Genomic DNA, 17,429 nt, shown 5'->3' with positions numbered 1-17,429 from the left:
TATTAAATGGCAGATGTTTTACATTGACGACAAAGAAGAATATTCTGTAACATAAAAGTAGGCTATTTAAGTACGAGGGTGGTGTTATATGAATAATTATCTAGAAATTAAAAAAGTTTTAAATAATAATGTCATCATTGCTAGCCATCCTGAACACGAGGAAGTAGTAGTGATTGGTAAAGGAATTGGATTTGGGAAAAAAGCGAAAGATGTATTGGAGCAAGAACAAATCGAAAAAATGTTTGTCTTAAAAAATGAACGTGATCGTGAACAATATAAATTATTAGTGCCGCATGTTAGTGAAAAATTAATTGAATTGATGAACGATATTATGCTGTACATTCAAGAAAAAGCGAAATCTCCACTAAATGAACATATTCATATTGCGTTAACAGATCATATTTCATTTGCAATTAAAAGGTTAAAACAAGGACTTACAATTGATAATCCTTTTTTAGTTGAAACAAAAATGCTCTATCCAGAGGAGTATGAAATTGCGGAAGGTGTTGTAGAACTTTTAAATTCTCGTTTGCAAATTACATTGCCAGAAGGAGAAATTGGTTTTATTGCACTTCACATTTACAGTTCGCTTACAAATTCTGATTTATCTTCAGTTAATCAAAACTCCCGTCTCATTGCACAACTTGTATCTTTAATTGAGACAAACTTAGAAATTACATTAGATCAAGAGAGCATTCATTATTTACGCCTTATTCGTCATCTTCAATATGCTATTGAGAGGGTGAAAAAAGGAGAAAAAGTAGAAGAATCGCAAAGTTTTGCTGATTTACTAAAGGCGGAGTATCCAGTTTGCTATAACGTAGCTTGGAAGCTAGTCAAGGTCATGCAAAAAGAGTTGCAACTACCTGTATATGAAGCTGAAAGTATTTATTTAACGATGCACTTGCAACGCTTAGTAAAGGCAGAGCATGTGTAATAAGTCATATATTTTTGTCTAAAATGAAAACGTTAAAAAAAATGATTGAATCGCTTACAATAGTTATGTATAATAACTATTGCAAAGTTATACAAATTTCGACAAACACATTAAGGTGAGTAACGAAAACGTTTGCCTTAATTATAGTGAACTTATACGTAAACCTATTTTTGACACGTGTTACTGATTCGATCAGGCATGAGTGGAGAAAAGTAAGGAATGTAAGCTAGAGAAAGGGATATACTACCCTTTGTATAGCTATCGTTCTATCTTTTTTTCCTCATGTCTTTTTGGCGTTTGTCGGAAGGTATCAATATAGATAAGAGAGGAAGGGTTTCCATGTTTAAGAAGATCTTTGGTGTTCTTCAAAAAGTCGGAAAAGCGTTAATGCTTCCAGTAGCGATTTTACCGGCGGCAGGTATTTTACTTGGATTTGGTAATGCATTTCAAAATCCACAGTTAACAAATGTTATTCCTGCTTTAAAAGCAGATTGGTTCGTAATGGTTGCAAAAATTATGGAACAATCTGGTGATATTATTTTCGCTAACCTTGCATTATTATTCGCAGTTGGGGTAGCAATTGGTTTAGCTGGTGGAGATGGAGTAGCTGGTTTAGCAGCATTCGTCGGCTACTTAATTATGAACAAAACGATGAGTGTGTTCTTAGAAGTAGATAAGCTAGTGAAAGTAACAAGTTCTGGAGCAGACCCAGTAAAAATTGGATTTGCAGATCCAGCGTATGCAAACGTATTAGGTATTCCAACGCTACAAACAGGGGTATTTGGTGGTATTATCGTCGGTATAGTAGCGGCATATTGCTATAATAAATACTTCAACATTGAATTACCATCATACTTAGGTTTCTTTGCAGGTAAGCGTTTCGTACCGATCGCAACTGCAACATTCTCTTTAATAGTAGGTATTATCATGTGCTTCGTTTGGCCATACATTCAAGGTGGCTTAAACACGTTCTCACATCAAATGATTGATGCAAATAGAACAATCGCAGCATTTATATTCGGTTTAATTGAACGTTCATTAATTCCATTTGGACTACATCACATTTTCTATTCACCGTTCTGGTTCGAATTCGGTCAGTATACAAATGCAGCTGGCGAATTAATCCGTGGTGACCAAAAAATCTTTATGGCACAGTTGAAAGACGGTGTAGAATTAACAGCAGGTACATTTACAACTGGTAAGTATCCGTTCATGATGTTCGGTCTTCCAGCAGCAGCTTTAGCAATGTACCATGAAGCACGTCCAGAAAATAAAAAATTAGCAGCAGGTATTTTAGGTTCTGCAGCATTAACATCTTTCTTAACAGGTATTACAGAGCCACTTGAATTTTCATTCTTATTCGTAGCGCCAGTATTATTCGGAATTCACGCTGTATTTGCTGGTCTATCATTTATGACAATGCAAATTTTAGGTGTTAAAATTGGTATGACATTCTCTGGTGGTTTAATTGACTTCTTATTATTCGGTGTACTACCAGGCCGTACAGCATGGTGGTGGGTAATTATTGTTGGTCTTGTACTAGCAGTTATTTACTACTTCGGATTCCGCTTTGCAATCCGTAAATGGAATCTAAAAACACCTGGTCGTGAAGAGGCAAATGCGAATGACGGTGCAGGAAAAACAGAAGCAGGCGAACTTCCTCGTGAAGTATTAGTAGCACTTGGTGGTAAAGAAAACATTGCTTCTTTAGATGCTTGTATTACTCGTTTACGTGTTCAAGTTAACGAACAAAAGAATGTAAACAAAGACCGCTTAAAAGAACTTGGAGCAGCTGGTGTACTTGAAGTTGGAAATAATATTCAAGCTATTTTCGGACCGAAATCTGACACATTAAAATCACAAATTCATGATATAATGTCAGGTCGTACACCTCATGTTGAAAAAGAAGAACCTGTAAAAGTGGAAGAAACTCCTCAAAAAGTTGATGAAAATGAAACAATTGTATCACCAATTGAAGGGGAAATCTTACCAATTACAGAAGTGCCTGACCAAGTATTCTCAGGAAAAATGATGGGAGACGGATTTGCAATTGAGCCAACTGAAGGAACAGTAGTTTCTCCAGTTAACGGTGAAATTGTCAATGTATTCCCTACAAAACATGCGATTGGTATTCAATCTGAAGGTGGAAAAGAAATTTTAATCCACTTTGGTATTGATACTGTAAAATTAAATGGTGAAGGATTCGAGGCACTTGTAGCACAAGGTGATAAAGTGAAGCAAGGCCAACCATTATTAAAAGTAGATCTTGCATTTGTAAAAGGAAATGCACCATCTATCATTACACCAATTGTATTTACAAACTTACAACAAGGGCAACAAGTCGAATTGAAAAAAGATGGAAATGTTAAGAAGGGCGAAACCGCTATTATTGACATTCAGTAGGAATTTGACGCAAAATGTTTATAATTATAATAGGCGATGTGGTTGACCGAACATCGCCTATTATATACAATAGATGATGTAGTACTCACGTCTATACAACTAAAAAAAACTGTAATTTAAAGGAGATAAATTATCATGGAAAAAATCTTTAAAGTAACTAGCGACTCAGGAATTCATGCTCGTCCAGCAACTCTACTTGTAAACACTGCAAGCAAATTCGGTTCTGACATTAACTTAGAGTATAACGGAAAGAACGTTAACTTAAAATCAATCATGGGCGTTATGTCTTTAGGCATTCAACAAAACGCAGAAATTAAAATCACTGCAAATGGTGATGATGCAGCTCAAGCACTAGCAGCTATCGAAGAAACTATGAAAAACGAAGGATTAGGAGAATAATGACTCTTAACATTCAAGGGATCGCTGCATCAAGTGGGATTGCTATTGCAAAGGCTTTCAGACTTGAAAATCCTGAATTTAACATCGAAAAGAAATCAATTACAAACGAAGCTGCAGAAATTGCACGCTTAGACGCTGCGCTTGAGAAAGCAAAAACTGAATTAGAAGCTATTAAGGACCACGCATTTGCTGAGCTAGGTGCTGACAAAGCTGCGATCTTTGAAGCACATTTATTAGTGTTAAATGATCCAGAACTAGTAAACCCAGTAAAAGATAAAGTAAATAGCGAAAAAGTAAATGCTGAATTTGCAATGGATGAAGTTGCATCAATGTTTATTTCTATGTTTGAAAACATGGATAACGAATATATGAAAGAACGTGCTGCGGACATTCGTGACGTAACAAAACGCGTTCTTGCACATTTACTAGGAATTAATTTCTCAAATCCTGGTACAATTTCTGAAGAGGTAATCATTATTGCTGAAGATTTAACACCATCTGATACAGCTCAGTTAAACCGTAAGTATGCAAAAGGTTTCACTACTGATATCGGTGGACGTACATCTCACTCTGCAATTATGGCTCGCTCTATGGAAATTCCAGCTGTTGTTGGTACGAAAGTTGTTATGGAGAAAATCCAAAACGGCGATATCGTTATCATTGACGGTTTAGATGGAGAAGTAATTGTAAACCCATCAGAAGAAACTCTTCGTTCGTTTGAAGAAAAGAAAGCGAAATTTGAAGAGCAAAAAACTGAATGGGCAAAATTAAAAGACCAAGCTACTGTAACAAGTGATGGACATCATGTTGAGCTTGTTGCAAATATCGGAACACCAAATGATGTACAAGGTATTATCGATAATGGCGGAGAAGGCGTTGGCTTATACCGTACAGAATTCTTATACATGGGTCGTGACAATCTTCCAACAGAAGAAGAGCAGTTCGAAGCGTATAAAGCAGTTCTTGAAGGTGTAAAAGAAGGTCAACCAGTCGTTGTTCGTACACTTGACATCGGTGGAGATAAAGAGCTTCCATACTTACATTTACCAAAAGAAATGAACCCATTCTTAGGATACCGTGCAATTCGCTTATGTCTTGATGAGCAAGATGTGTTCCGTACACAACTTCGTGCATTACTTCGTGCTAGCGTATACGGTAACTTAAAAATTATGTTCCCAATGATTGCAACTCTTGATGAGTTCCGTCAAGCAAAAGCAATTTTATTAGAAGAGAAAGCGAAACTTGTAGAAGCGGGTACAACTGTTTCTGATTCTATTGAAGTTGGTATGATGGTTGAAATCCCAGCTTCAGCAGTATTAGCAGATCAATTCGCGAAAGAAGTTGACTTCTTCTCTATCGGAACAAATGATTTAATCCAATACACAATGGCTGCAGACCGTATGAACGAACAAGTATCATACTTATACCAACCATATAACCCATCTATTTTACGTCTTGTAAAAATGGTTATCGATGCTGCTCATAAAGAAGGCAAATGGGCTGGTATGTGTGGTGAGATGGCAGGCGATTCACTTGCTATCCCATTATTATTAGGATTAGGTTTAGATGAGTTCAGTATGAGTGCAACATCTATTCTTCCTGCAAGAACACAACTAAGCAAGTTGTCAAAAGCAGAAATGGAAACATTAGCAGAAAAAGCATTAATGATGTCAACTGCTGAAGAAGTTGTTGAACTAGTTAAAAGCATATAACCAATAAAAAAACCTGAATCGATTTGAAATCGGTCTCAGGTTTTTTCTATGAGAAAAGTAAATCTTATTTTCTTACTATAGAGGATAAGGAACAGAATTAGATAGCGATTGCAACGATATCAGTTGGGCATACACGTAAAATACCAGTAAAAGTATTTCGGTTTTGATTGTTCTTATCGTCTTTATTGTTATCTTTGTTGTCTTTGTTATTACGAGCCAAAGCAGAGAAAAGAGCAACACCGTTAGCGAAACCTTCAAAAATTACATTGTTGAAAGTGCCATTACCTCTAATGCTTAAAAGAGAAAGTTCTGTTCCAACTGAAATGCTAGCAAGTACGTTACATACAGCTGGTTGTTGTGGTCTAACTACTTCTCTCTCTTTCTCTTTCTCATGATGTCTGCACTCTCTTTCATGATGATGACAGTCTCTAAAGTTATCACAGCATCCAAATGATCCAAACATAATCCTCATCACCCCCTTCACACTTATAATCTATGTAAGTTCGGTAGTGAGTGACTGGACAGAGAGTGGAATTTTTTCTAGGGGATTTTCTCATTTTAAATGACTAGCTGGGTGTTTAGTATGGAATGATGTTTAAAATAGGGGAAATATAACAAAAAAATGTAAAAACCACCGAAATAAATGAAATAGGTAGCCTTTACACTTTTTTACTTTTATATAAAACGATGATATATACAGGAAGAGCTAGGAGTAGTGGTACAATGGATCGTGCAGTATGTTTTTCTGATTCTAATTGGAATGCTTCTTCTTTTGGGAATTGTAAAATGGAGATGTTTGCGGCATCACCAATAAAATATAGAAGCAGTACAGTTACTATGTAACATAAAAGTGCGATAAAGCTTCCGTATGAACTCAATGAAAATCCCTCTCTTGTTATCTATTTGTTATCATTGTATCACAATTGTAACAAAAACACACGGGTATATTTCAACACCTAAACAAAATTCGACACAAAACGTCAAGTTTATTTATGATGAGGGAATAGAATATACTTTTCCATAAGTATAAATGTCGAATGATTTGTAGTAATATTACAAAAGTATGACAGGGAATAAAAAAACGAAGGCAATGTAGTTACCTTCGTTTTTTATTATTTTGCCCACTCACTCACTTGCTCTACGCTCATACGAGGTGCAGGGTGTCCTTTTAAAGTTGATTCCCCAATTGTAATAAGCATAATTGGAACGTAACGAGATGAAACGTTAAATTCGTCTGTCAGTGCTTGTGGATTGAAGCCACCAATAGCACAAGTATCCCAACCAGTTGCTTTAGCTGCAAGCATAAGTTGCATTGCTGCTAAAGATGCATTTGAAAAGGCAGCATCTCTTGGGAATTGTTCACGAGCATATGCAGATTCAATATTTTTAGCTAAGCGTTCTTTTGCTTCTTCTTTCATAAATCCTTGTTCTACAATTGGACCATATACTGGCTCAACATTTTTATAAGCTTCTAAATCACCTAAAATAGCAACTACTGCAGAAGCATCAAGAATTTGTTGTTGGTTATAAGCTATTGGGTGTAATCGTTTTTGTACATCTTCACCTTGAAAAACGAGGAATTTCCAATGTTGCAAGTTCCAAGCGGAAGGTGCTTGTGCTGCGGCTTTTAAAATCTCATGTAATTCTGTAGATGAGATTTCTTTATTTGGGTTGAATGCACGTGTAGATGTGCGTTCATATAGAACGTTAAAAAAGTTGTCGTTTGTCATTGTATATCCTCCAAATTGTATATCGAATTATTTTCAAAAAAATAATATACACTACTTACATTTTGTAAGTTATCGAATTTAAGAATATAATATCTTTATTTTAATTGTCAAGTTTTAAAAATAAGCTAGGGCATTCATACAAACGATACAATTCCTACAATCATACACTAAAAAAGGAATTTATAGAGTGAAAAGCGAAGATAACATTCTCAATTAGCTTGTTAATATGTATCTCTCACAAATTAAAGTTTATTGGAGAACAGTCTTTTAAAAAAGTTTGTGAGGAATTCAGTAGAACAAGATATATGAAGTGAGTGAAGACTAGTGATGAACATACTACATTTTTTATTAGAGAATACGGTTTTCCAAAATGTGTTACAAGATCTGCAGTTAAATGTCCTTTATATAGAAAATGGATGTAAGCATCAACAAACGGTAGAAAATATCCATCCAAAATGTATGTTTATAGCAAATAGTTTTGAAGAGGGCGAACTATTATTTCAAAGAACGAAACCACACATTATCATTACGTATGTAACAGATTATTCTCAAATAAAATATATAAAGAATATGTATACTCCGTACAGTACATTCATTGTCATTTGGGATCAACAAATAACAAAAGAATTCACAGATGTACTTGCATTAGGAATACGTAATATTGTAATAGCTCCTGTAACTCCGCAAGCAGTGTTAGAGGAAGTGAATAAGAGTTTGTATCAACTTTCTTTAGTAAGGCAAGTCGGTTTGCAGCAGGAATTGCTTCAAACGATGTTTGATTTTCAAAATGATCTATTATTTATAGTAGAAGATGATGAGATTGTTGATTGTAATACAAATTTTTTAGCTTTTTTTGGATATGAAAATCTGTTTGCCTATCGTGAGCAACATTTAGTATTTGCTGAACATTTTATTAGAGAAAGTGGATACTATTCGACGACGCATGATATAACATGGTTAGACGATACTTTATCAAGTGGTAGAAGAATTAAGATGCTAAATTATGAAGGGGTAGTATCCACTTTTTTATTACGTGCGACACCATTGCCAGAAGATTTATCAAGATTTATTGTAAAGTGCACGGAAATTACAGAATTAGATGAAATCTATCAAGAGCAAGAAAGACTTGCTATGGTAGATTCATTGACAGAGATTTATAATCGTTTAAAGTTTCAACAAATACTAGAGGTAGAGTGGGAAAAGGTAATACGTAGTGATGAGAAAATAGCTATCATTTTATTTGATATAGATAATTTTAAAACGGTTAATGACACATATGGTCATGATTTTGGTGATTTGGCATTAATACAACTTGCAGAGCTTATGAAATCTAAAGTGGAGCAACAACATGTATTTGCAAGATGGGGAGGAGAAGAATTCATTATATTAGTGACAAATACAGTAGAAAAGGAAGCATTTCAAGTTGCGGAGTCATTACGATTCTTCATTGAAACAAAGCAATTCACTGGAATTTCGAAGCTAACAGCTAGCTTTGGAGTTGCGTTATATGAACAAGGAACTACAAGAGAAGAATTAATGCAACGAGCGGACATTGCATTATATGAAGCGAAAAAAAATGGGAAGAATCAAGTATGTGTGTATAGAAAAGAAAAAATGTAATTTTTCGCAACAAATTGTTGCGATTTTTTTTTATTGTTTGATAATAGAATAGGGGGACAATTTTTAGCGAAGGAATTATGGAGGATCAATATGATAAAAAAAGTAATGGTGATGGTTTCACTGTCTGCTATAGTTGGCGGCGGAGTATACTATTTTCTTGTTAGCCCCAATATAAAGGAAAACACTGTATTAACAACTAAAGTGAATCCTACTATTGAATCAGAAGTACAAGGGAATATAGAAGAAAAAGAAGAGCAACAAATTGATTATGCTAGCATATCTCAAAAATTAGATCAATATTTAGTCGGAAAGCAATTTAATGGAACAGTTTTGGTAACAGATAAAGAGCGTGTTATATTGAATAAAGGATATGGGTATGCTGATGTTCAAAATAAAATAGAAAATACGCCTCAAACAAAATATCGTATTGGTTCTATTACGAAAACAGTTGTTGCCACATCTATTTTACAGTTGCAAGAACAAGGTAAATTGAATATTCAAGATAATGTAAATAAATATATTCCTTCATTTCCGGAGAATAAAAATATTACACTATATCATTTATTAACCCATACCTCTGGTTTACCTGAACATGCGAAAGGAAATGTGAATGCTGCTTCCCGTTTACAGTTAATTAATTGGATTGGACGTCAAAATTTAGAATTTCCTGCAGGAACAGGTTGGAGATATACAGATTATAATTATATGGTTCTTGCTTATATAATAGAACATATCTCGAAAAAACCTTTAGGAGATTACATAAAAGAAAACATATTTGTAAAAGCAGATATGCATGAATCCGGTATGGGAAATATGGTACCTGGAGATAAAAATTTTACAAAGGGTTATGTGAAAAAAAATCAAGAGCTTGTACCAGCGCAGAAGTTAGGCATGGATTGGCTATATGGTTGTGGTGAGATGTATACGACAGTTGGAGATATGAAGAAGTTAGACGAAGCAATTATAAATGGAAAACTTCTTTCTGAACAAAGTATACAAGCAATGTTTTCGCCTTCAGCAGAACGGAAATATGCATTTAGTTTTTATATATATCCAGATTATTTTCATAATCATGGTGTATTATCTGGTTGGAACACTTTCAATAATTTTAATAAAGAAAAAGGAATTTTTGTTATGTTATTTTCAAATGTAAAAAATAGTATGGATGATGACTTTAATAAAGAGTTCCGAAAGATGGTAAATGATTTATTAGAACAAAGGGGATGAGAAAATGGAACATAAAACTTTATCAATAGGTTTCATTGGTATTGGCGTAATGGGAAAAAGTATGGTTTATCACTTAATGCAAGATGGTCATAAAGTATATGTATATAATAGAACGAAAGCAAAAACAGATTCTTTAGTGCAAGATGGTGCACAATGGTGTGATACGCCAAAAGAGTTAGTGAAGCAAGTTGATATTGTAATGACAATGGTTGGATATCCACATGATGTAGAAGAAGTGTATTTTGGTATAGAAGGAATTATAGAACATGCAAAAGAAGGTACGATAGCAATTGACTTTACGACATCTACACCTACTTTAGCAAAACGTATTAATGAAGTTGCAAAAAGCAAAAATATATATACGTTAGATGCACCTGTCTCAGGAGGAGATGTTGGTGCGAAAGAAGCAAAACTCGCAATTATGGTAGGTGGAGAGAAAGAAATATATGATAGATGCTTACCTTTACTTGAAAAGTTAGGAACAAACATTCAATTACAAGGATCAGCTGGGAGTGGACAACATACAAAAATGTGCAATCAAATTGCGATTGCTTCTAATATGATTGGAGTATGTGAGGCTGTTGCTTACGCGAAGAAGGCTGGATTGAATCCAGATAAAGTGTTAGAGAGTATTTCAACAGGGGCAGCAGGTAGTTGGTCATTAAGTAATTTAGCTCCTCGAATGTTAAAAGGAGACTTTGAGCCAGGATTTTATGTAAAGCATTTTATGAAAGATATGAAAATTGCTTTAGAGGAAGCAGAAAAATTACAATTACCAGTCCCAGGCTTAAGTTTGGCGAAAGAATTGTATGAAGAGTTAATTAAGGATGGCGAAGAAAATAGTGGAACACAAGTATTATATAAAAAATATATAAGGGGGTAAACGAGGTGGACCTTCAAAAGTTTGATGAGATGATTGATACTGTACAGCGAGCTACTTGTATGCAAATTAATGAAAAACAAAAAGAAGCTTTTAAACAAAAATATGATTTTGAACCAGACTTTGAATATGGAAGAGATGAGAAGGGGCATTATGTAATTCGAACCTCTAAAAAGATGTTAGAAGAAATGGAGTTTTATTTGGCATTGAAATATGATTGTGATGGAGTGGATCTTTATATGCAAGCTGAGATTGACGGTATATTTCATGTATCTGTTAGCTATGGTGAAGATGCCCTACATCTACAAGAATTGTTTCAATTTCTAGAAGAAAATAAATAAAAGTCCTCATTTGAGGACTTTTATTTATTTAGTCATTATAAGTTAGAAGCGCGGCGACATCGTTCAACCGGGAATGGGATAATTTGTGCGATGTGATTAGGACCAAATTGTTTTGTACGAGCATGGCGTATTATATAAAAAGCACACAGAATTGAAACAGGAATAGCGCCGAATAAACCAAATAATAAAGCGCTTACACAAGATGCGACAAATCCTAAAACACCAATTTCTAACTCTTCCATAATAGCTCCTAAAATAACAGGAAATGCTCCACATGTAACTCCAAGTATAAGTGCGATAAGTAAGCTCATGATTATCCCCCTCTGTTTGCGATATTATTTTCCTTCTTAGTTAATTGTAGTATATCACATGTAAAACAGAATTTTCAGAAAAATTTCAATAAATGTTCAAAAAATACACTTGAAAAATCAAGGCGTTAAATTTGTGATGAAATGGTACTTTTGAGTAAATAAAAAATCAGGCTTATTTCAAAAGTGAAATAAGCCTGTTCCATAGGAGGATGTATATATGTAGAGTGAATAAAAGTTTGGAAAAGGGGATCCAAGTCCTTTTATTCAACTAACTACCTTAATAGATTGGAACCCAGCCTTCAGTTGTCACAAAAATACGAATAGCTACAACTTGACGATCATCTTGCAAGGTAAAATAATGTCTTGCATTTTCTGGAACAGATATTAGATCGCCTGGCTCAAGTTCAACATCAAAGAATTTCCCATCTTTGCCTTCAATAGCGAAAATGCCATGACCACTGACGATAAAGCGGACTTCGTCGTCTGTATGATGATGTTCTTTTTGGAAATTAATTAATAATTCGTCAAGGTTAGGTGTGCTATTTGAAAGTGAAATTACATCATGTGCTTTATAACCTCGACGTGCTGAAACATCAGCGATTTCTTTTGAGAAAACAGCTAATATTTCAGCTTTGTTTTCATCTGTTAAAGAATAATTTTCATTTAAATGAGTAGGAAGTTTAGAAATATTCCATTTCTCATATAAAACGCCTTCCTCTTGTAGAAATTTAGATACTTCCACTTCATTTTCAATACGAGTATTTACTTCATGAATACGAATTTGCGCCATTAGAAACGCCTCCTTGAATTGATAATAGTTTTATATGAAATTGGAATAAAAACTCATAAGCTTCTAATCTCTTCTTTGCATCAAAGCTATCTCGGCCCCATACGGTAATACCGTGGTTACGAATTAATACCGCTCCCGAATCACCTTGTATATGCTTTCGGAAGTTTTCTCCAAGCGTTGGGATATGGGCATGGTTTTCGATAATAGGAATGTGAATTGTTGCACCTTCTTCCCAAATATCGAGAGCTTTAATAATTTCTTGATTTTGAAGGGTAACTGCATCACTATATAAATTTGTGATGACATTATTATCAGTTGTATGAACATGAAGTACGCACCCGGCATTCGTATTGTTATAAATATGTGTATGCAATATTGTTTCTGCTGAAGGGCGTAATTCAGTCTCTAAAACGGGAACTCCTACATGATCTACTAATAGAAAATCATCTGGAGTGGTTTTTGTTTTATCTTTACCGCTTGCTGTAATGAGAAAAGTAAGTGGCTCATGACTAACTTTTATAGAAATATTACCACTTGTTGCTGGGAACCAATTTCGAGTTGTTAATTCTTTTTTTATCTCGCTTAAGTCATACCATTGACGAAAAAGTTGTTTCATGATTTCACCTCCAACAAATGTTTTAATTCATTTTGAATATCATGGAATGTTTCAAACGGTGTATAAGCAATATAATTCTCTTCACACTTTGTAATAAGGAAGTCACGAGCAAATACTTTATCTGCTTGTTTCGCAGCTTGTAAATCAGTAATTGAATCTCCAATCACAATATGGAAGTCATTCGTATCACTTAATTTTCGGATGAGTGATGATTTACATAATCCGCAATGATTTTGACAATGATGATCACAAGGATGAGGCCAATTCACCGTAATGTATTCATTTGAAAAATCTGTTTCATTACAGTAAATTTGCTCTTTTGGAATGAGTCCTTGTAAGAGTGGATAGACGAAGAAATCCATTCCACCTGATATAACGTAAAAAGAAATGTTATTTTCATTTACAAATTGTATAAATTCATGAAAACCATTACGAATTTCAGCAGTTTCTATTAAAAATTGAATAATTTCATCGTGCAGATGAGTAGGTATTAATCGAAATAATTGAGAAACACCTTCTTGAATAGATAGCTCTTGTGATAAAATTCTATTCTTTACTTCTTCAGCTTCTGGTGGTGCGAATTTTTCCATAATGGACATAATGTTATCATTATTTGTAATCGTGCCATCGAAATCACAAAATACTTGAATACTCATAATTTCACCTCATGAGAGGGATTTCCCCATATTTGTAGTGCACTATGCAAATTTATGTCATCTACTTCATGGAGTGGTTTATTTTGCAAAGTAGCATCAATTGCAGTACGGAAAGCTTTACCACCGCCTTGCGCTCCATTTGGATGTCCATGTATCCCGCCGCCAGCATTAATAACAACATCTTTACCGAAATCTCGTACAATAAAGGGAACGAAACCAGGGTGAATACCAGCAGATGGAACAGAAAAGCTCTTCTTGAAAAATGCATCGTCTTCAGTTAAATATTTTGAGATAGCAAGAGCTTCCTCTTTTTCTAGCGCAACACTTCCGTATGGAGATGGGAATAATGAAAAGTCAGCCCCAGCATAGCGTAGTAGCTTTCCGAGTAATAATGGAGATGAAATTCCATATAACTTAGATGCTGAATAAGCACCACTTACAGCAGGGTGTGCCATAATAGGAACTGGGATTTCATCATCTTCTGCAAGTGATTGTAGTACATCTAGTCCGTAAGCAAATACGTTAAATAATAGAATATCAGCTCCAGCTTGCACTGCACGTTTCGCATTTTCTTTTAAATCAAAAGTTCGTCCTGTTAAATTTACGGCATATAACGTTTTATGTCCGTATGTTTCATATACGGATTGTAAAACTTCTTTTCCAGATACAATGCGTTTCGTAAGTGGTGTTAATGCATTTTCAAATAATATTTCATCATCTTTTACTATATCTACACCACCACTTGCTTGATCACGTAATTGCGTTTTTAAATACCCAATATTTCGTCCAATCATTCCTTTAAAAATACTCATTAAAAGGGGACGATCATGCACTTGTAAAAGGTTTCGAATACCATCTATCCCGAATTTTGGACCAGGAAAATGTTTTTTTAACTCGTCTGAAAAAGTTAAGTCAATTAATTTTACTTCGCCATCAAGGGATAGCTTTCCAAATGTAGTCGTTAAAATTGCTGGTAAATCTGGACTGAAGTTTAATAACGGATATTCGATTTTAATAATTCCGCGTTTTACTTTTTTACGTAAATACGAATTCGTATGTTCATGTTCAGCTAATTCCTCAACATGAATGACATTGCCTTTATGCTGTTTTAATTGTTCTTGTAATAAGTGTGGCAAATGAGTCCAAGAGCCAATTGTTAAACCAAGTGCAATTTGCTCAGCTTTTTTTTCTAAGTTATGTGAACCGTCATGGATCAAATACGTCGCTATTATTCCGCTCATTGTTATAACCTCCTAGTTAAATAAAAAAACCTCTCAGCTAAGGAGAGGTTTTTTTTACAACCAGCTCCTTATCTGTCAGCATAATGCTGCGAGAATTAGCACCGTGTCTACGATTGTAGATCGGTTGCCGGGTTTCGTCGGGCTCGTCCCTCCACCTGCTCTTGATAAGAAGTATTTAGAAATGTTTAAATTTTTAAGATAACTGAATTTTGTCAGATATTTTTCATGTTGTCAATTACTTTTTGAAAAAATTTAATTTATCAATTCGATTAATGGCTTCTCGTAATCTATCTTCTGTATGCAAGAGACCAACACGGACATACCCTTCGCCATGTTCACCAAATCCAACACCAGGAGCAACTGCAACATGTGCTTTTTCTAGTAAAATATCAGCAAATTGCTCAGAGGTATATCCTTTTGGAACAGGAAGCCATGCAAAGAATGATCCGGTTGGAATGTCTACATTCCAACCAATTGAGTGACAAGCTGAAATAAGAGCGTTTCTCCGAGATTCGTAACTATTTACAAGATCTACTACACAAGACTGTGAACTTAATAGTGCTTCGCGAGCAGCATCTTGAATTGCACCAAAAATACTAACATACATATGATCTTGCAATAGGTTAATGGTTTCGATGACACTTTCATTTCCAACTGCAAAAGCAATACGCCAGCCAGCCATATTGAAAGTTTTTGATAACGTGTAAATTTCAATTCCTATATCTTTCGCACCATCTGCTTGCAAGAAACTAACAGGTTTTTGACCATCAAATCCGATAGCACCGTAAGCGAAATCGTGAACAACTAATATATTATGTTTATTAGCAAAATGAATGGTTGTATCAAAAAAATCTTTTGATGCAGTAGCACCTGTAGGGTTATTTGGATAGTTTAAAAACATTAACTTTGCCCGTTCAGCGATAGAGTCGTCAATTTTTTTATAATCCGGTAAAAAATGATTTTCTGCAATAAGCGGCATGGTTTCAAAGTGTGCCTTTGCTAAGGCAACCCCAGATAAATAATCTGGATAGCCTGGATCCGGAACGAGAATTGTATCACCAGGATTTGTAAAACAAATTGGTAATTCTACTAGTCCAGCCTTCCCACCAAACAAAATAGCAACTTCAGTTTTTGGGTTTAATTCGACGCCGTATTCACGTTTATAGAATGTAGTCACGGCTTCCTTTAAGCTTTCATGTCCGCGAAATGGCGGATATTTATGATGAATGGTCTTTTCGGCAGCATCTTGTAAAGCTTTTACGATATGCTGCGGTGTTGGTTGATCTGGATTACCTTGACCTAGATTAATAACATCGTGACCAGCTGCAACGACTTTGTTAACTTTTGCAACAAGTGAAGCGAAAAATTGTGTTGGCAATGATGTTACTATCTCAGAAGGTTGAAATAATTTCATACTTTCCACCTCTTTTGAAAGTTGTTACAATTCTAGTGACAAATGATATAATCTTTCCAGTATTTTGTAAAGAAAAAAATAAGAATGGGGCTGAAAAAATGAAAGTCGCATGTATTCAAATGGATATTGTTTTTGGAGATGTAGAAAAAAATATTGAGAATGCTAAAAATAAAATAAGCGAAGCTATGAAGGAAAGGCCAGATGTTATCGTCTTACCAGAACTATGGACAACAGGATATGATTTAACGAGACTTTCTGAAATTGCAGATAGGGATGGAGTGGAAACGAAAGAAAAGTTAATAGAATGGGCGAAGCAATATGATGTACATATTGTTGGTGGTTCTATAGCAAAGCAAACAGAGCAAGGCGTTACAAATACGATGTATGTTGTAAATAATGAAGGACAGCTAGTCAACGAATATAGTAAAGTACATTTATTTCAGCTTATGGATGAACATAAATATTTAATAGCCGGTAATGGTACGGGCGAATTTAAGCTGGATGATGTTGAATGCGCTGGAACAATTTGTTATGATATTCGTTTTCCAGAGTGGATGCGTGTCCATACTGCTAAAGGGGCAAAAGTATTATTTGTTGTAGCTGAATGGCCATTAGTTCGTTTAGCACATTGGCGTTTGCTATTGCAAGCAAGAGCAGTTGAAAATCAGTGTTATGTTGTTGCATGTAATAGAGCAGGAAAGGATCCAAATAATGTATTTGCGGGTCATTCTTTAATTGTGGACCCTTGGGGTGAAGTTGTAGTAGAGGCGAATGAAGAGGAATCAATTTTATTTGGAGAGCTTGAATTCGAGAAAATTAAAGAAGTACGTAAAGGAATTCCAGTTTTTGCGGATCGCCGTCCAGAATTATACAAATAAAATGTTGACAAGTGATTTTTATTCTTGGTATAGTCTTCAACATAAAGTTAAAAATTCAAAAAATTATACAACTCTTATCAAGAGCAGGTGGAGGGATTTGGCCCGATGAAGCCCAGCAACCGACCGTAATACCATTGTGAAATGGGGCGTTTATTACGCCAAAAGGCACGGTGCTAATTCCAGCAGAAAGTAAAACTTTCTGGCAGATAAGAGGGGAGAAGATAAACTTCAAACCTCTTTCTTAGTGGAAAGAGGTTTTTCTATGTTAGAAAAA

At 34.9% G+C, this 17,429-nt stretch carries 18 protein-coding genes and 2 riboswitches; of the genes, 9 read left to right on the top strand and 9 right to left on the bottom strand.

Annotated elements, in window-relative coordinates:
- Positions 1-88 precede the first annotated feature (88 nt).
- The 4 genes from glcT (at position 89) to ptsP (ending at position 5,451) form a co-directional block, all read left to right on the top strand.
- On the top strand, positions 89-937 hold the full coding sequence (glcT, locus tag ACUXVC_RS20400; protein ID WP_001067322.1) for a glucose PTS transporter transcription antiterminator GlcT: 849 nt from the start codon (positions 89-91) through the stop codon (positions 935-937).
- Between the two features lie 339 nt (positions 938-1,276).
- A complete protein-coding gene (gene ptsG, locus ACUXVC_RS20395) occupies positions 1,277-3,340 on the top strand; it encodes a PTS glucose transporter subunit IIABC (RefSeq protein ID WP_446025833.1) in 2,064 nt (687 codons plus the stop codon).
- A 135-nt stretch (positions 3,341-3,475) separates the two neighbouring features.
- Positions 3,476-3,739 carry a phosphocarrier protein HPr gene (gene ptsH, locus ACUXVC_RS20390; protein ID WP_000411080.1) on the top strand — a complete coding sequence of 88 codons (264 nt, stop codon included), beginning with the start codon at positions 3,476-3,478 and terminating at the stop codon, positions 3,737-3,739.
- Positions 3,739-5,451 carry a phosphoenolpyruvate--protein phosphotransferase gene (gene ptsP / locus ACUXVC_RS20385; RefSeq protein WP_000174216.1) on the top strand — a complete coding sequence of 571 codons (1,713 nt, stop codon included), beginning with the start codon at positions 3,739-3,741 and terminating at the stop codon, positions 5,449-5,451. The genes ptsH and ptsP overlap by 1 nt, the downstream gene beginning before the upstream one ends.
- A 97-nt stretch (positions 5,452-5,548) precedes the next feature.
- Here ptsP and ACUXVC_RS20380 read toward each other — a convergent pair whose 3' ends face one another.
- The 3 genes from ACUXVC_RS20380 to ACUXVC_RS20370 form a co-directional block, all read right to left on the bottom strand.
- A complete protein-coding gene (locus tag ACUXVC_RS20380) occupies positions 5,549-5,914 on the bottom strand; it encodes a DUF3915 domain-containing protein (protein WP_023522951.1) in 366 nt (121 codons plus the stop codon).
- A 196-nt stretch (positions 5,915-6,110) separates the two neighbouring features.
- The gene (locus ACUXVC_RS20375) at positions 6,111-6,329 is read right to left on the bottom strand and encodes a hypothetical protein (RefSeq protein WP_000100485.1); all 219 of its coding nucleotides are present in this window, start codon (positions 6,327-6,329) and stop codon (positions 6,111-6,113) included.
- A 234-nt stretch (positions 6,330-6,563) separates the two neighbouring features.
- Positions 6,564-7,181 carry a nitroreductase family protein gene (locus ACUXVC_RS20370; protein WP_000180387.1) on the bottom strand — a complete coding sequence of 206 codons (618 nt, stop codon included), beginning with the start codon at positions 7,179-7,181 and terminating at the stop codon, positions 6,564-6,566.
- Between the two features lie 327 nt (positions 7,182-7,508).
- Here ACUXVC_RS20370 and ACUXVC_RS20365 point away from each other — a divergent pair, with 327 nt between their 5' ends.
- The 4 genes from ACUXVC_RS20365 (at position 7,509) to ACUXVC_RS20350 (ending at position 11,249) form a co-directional block, all read left to right on the top strand.
- Positions 7,509-8,801, top strand: a complete 1,293-nt coding sequence (locus ACUXVC_RS20365) for a GGDEF domain-containing protein (RefSeq protein ID WP_016512346.1) — start codon at positions 7,509-7,511, stop codon at positions 8,799-8,801.
- 90 nt (positions 8,802-8,891) lie between these two features.
- Positions 8,892-10,028 carry a serine hydrolase gene (locus tag ACUXVC_RS20360; protein ID WP_141240990.1) on the top strand — a complete coding sequence of 379 codons (1,137 nt, stop codon included), beginning with the start codon at positions 8,892-8,894 and terminating at the stop codon, positions 10,026-10,028.
- A gap of 4 nt (positions 10,029-10,032) precedes the next feature.
- Positions 10,033-10,911, top strand: coding sequence for an NAD(P)-dependent oxidoreductase (locus tag ACUXVC_RS20355; RefSeq protein WP_446025832.1), 879 nt, complete (start codon positions 10,033-10,035; stop codon positions 10,909-10,911).
- 5 nt (positions 10,912-10,916) lie between these two features.
- Positions 10,917-11,249 carry a DUF3909 family protein gene (locus ACUXVC_RS20350; protein ID WP_147801996.1) on the top strand — a complete coding sequence of 111 codons (333 nt, stop codon included), beginning with the start codon at positions 10,917-10,919 and terminating at the stop codon, positions 11,247-11,249.
- A 35-nt stretch (positions 11,250-11,284) separates the two neighbouring features.
- On the opposite strand, the gene ACUXVC_RS20345 is transcribed toward ACUXVC_RS20350, so the two are convergent.
- From ACUXVC_RS20345 to ACUXVC_RS20320, 6 genes are all read right to left on the bottom strand, one after another.
- On the bottom strand, positions 11,285-11,560 hold the full coding sequence (locus ACUXVC_RS20345; protein WP_000054659.1) for a hypothetical protein: 276 nt from the start codon (positions 11,558-11,560) through the stop codon (positions 11,285-11,287).
- A 277-nt stretch (positions 11,561-11,837) separates the two neighbouring features.
- Positions 11,838-12,350, bottom strand: coding sequence for a 1,2-dihydroxy-3-keto-5-methylthiopentene dioxygenase (locus ACUXVC_RS20340; protein WP_000057317.1), 513 nt, complete (start codon positions 12,348-12,350; stop codon positions 11,838-11,840).
- A complete protein-coding gene (locus ACUXVC_RS20335; protein WP_000811341.1) occupies positions 12,328-12,966 on the bottom strand; it encodes a methylthioribulose 1-phosphate dehydratase in 639 nt (212 codons plus the stop codon). Before ACUXVC_RS20335 ends, ACUXVC_RS20340 begins: the two co-directional genes overlap by 23 nt.
- Positions 12,963-13,622 carry a 2-hydroxy-3-keto-5-methylthiopentenyl-1-phosphate phosphatase gene (mtnX, locus tag ACUXVC_RS20330; RefSeq protein ID WP_000027487.1) on the bottom strand — a complete coding sequence of 220 codons (660 nt, stop codon included), beginning with the start codon at positions 13,620-13,622 and terminating at the stop codon, positions 12,963-12,965. The genes ACUXVC_RS20335 and mtnX overlap by 4 nt, the downstream gene beginning before the upstream one ends.
- Positions 13,619-14,863: a 2,3-diketo-5-methylthiopentyl-1-phosphate enolase gene (mtnW, locus tag ACUXVC_RS20325; RefSeq protein WP_071729747.1), complete on the bottom strand. Its 1,245-nt coding sequence runs from the start codon at positions 14,861-14,863 to the stop codon at positions 13,619-13,621. Before mtnW ends, mtnX begins: the two co-directional genes overlap by 4 nt.
- A 65-nt stretch (positions 14,864-14,928) precedes the next feature.
- A riboswitch (SAM riboswitch) is annotated at positions 14,929-15,034 on the bottom strand.
- A 64-nt stretch (positions 15,035-15,098) separates the two neighbouring features.
- Complete coding sequence (locus ACUXVC_RS20320) at positions 15,099-16,277, bottom strand: pyridoxal phosphate-dependent aminotransferase (protein ID WP_095690255.1); 1,179 nt, start codon at positions 16,275-16,277, stop codon at positions 15,099-15,101.
- A gap of 14 nt (positions 16,278-16,291) precedes the next feature.
- Between ACUXVC_RS20320 and ACUXVC_RS20315 the strand changes: the two genes are divergently transcribed.
- Entirely contained in the window at positions 16,292-17,155 is an 864-nt protein-coding gene (locus ACUXVC_RS20315; protein WP_016512349.1) for a carbon-nitrogen family hydrolase, read from the top strand.
- A gap of 71 nt (positions 17,156-17,226) precedes the next feature.
- A riboswitch (SAM riboswitch) is annotated at positions 17,227-17,368 on the top strand.
- The last annotated feature ends 61 nt before the right edge of the window (positions 17,369-17,429 follow it).

Source organism: Bacillus sp. N6, from assembly GCF_052805735.1.
Note: the sequence above shows the minus strand (reverse complement) of the source record. Positions and strands in the feature narration are given on the sequence as shown.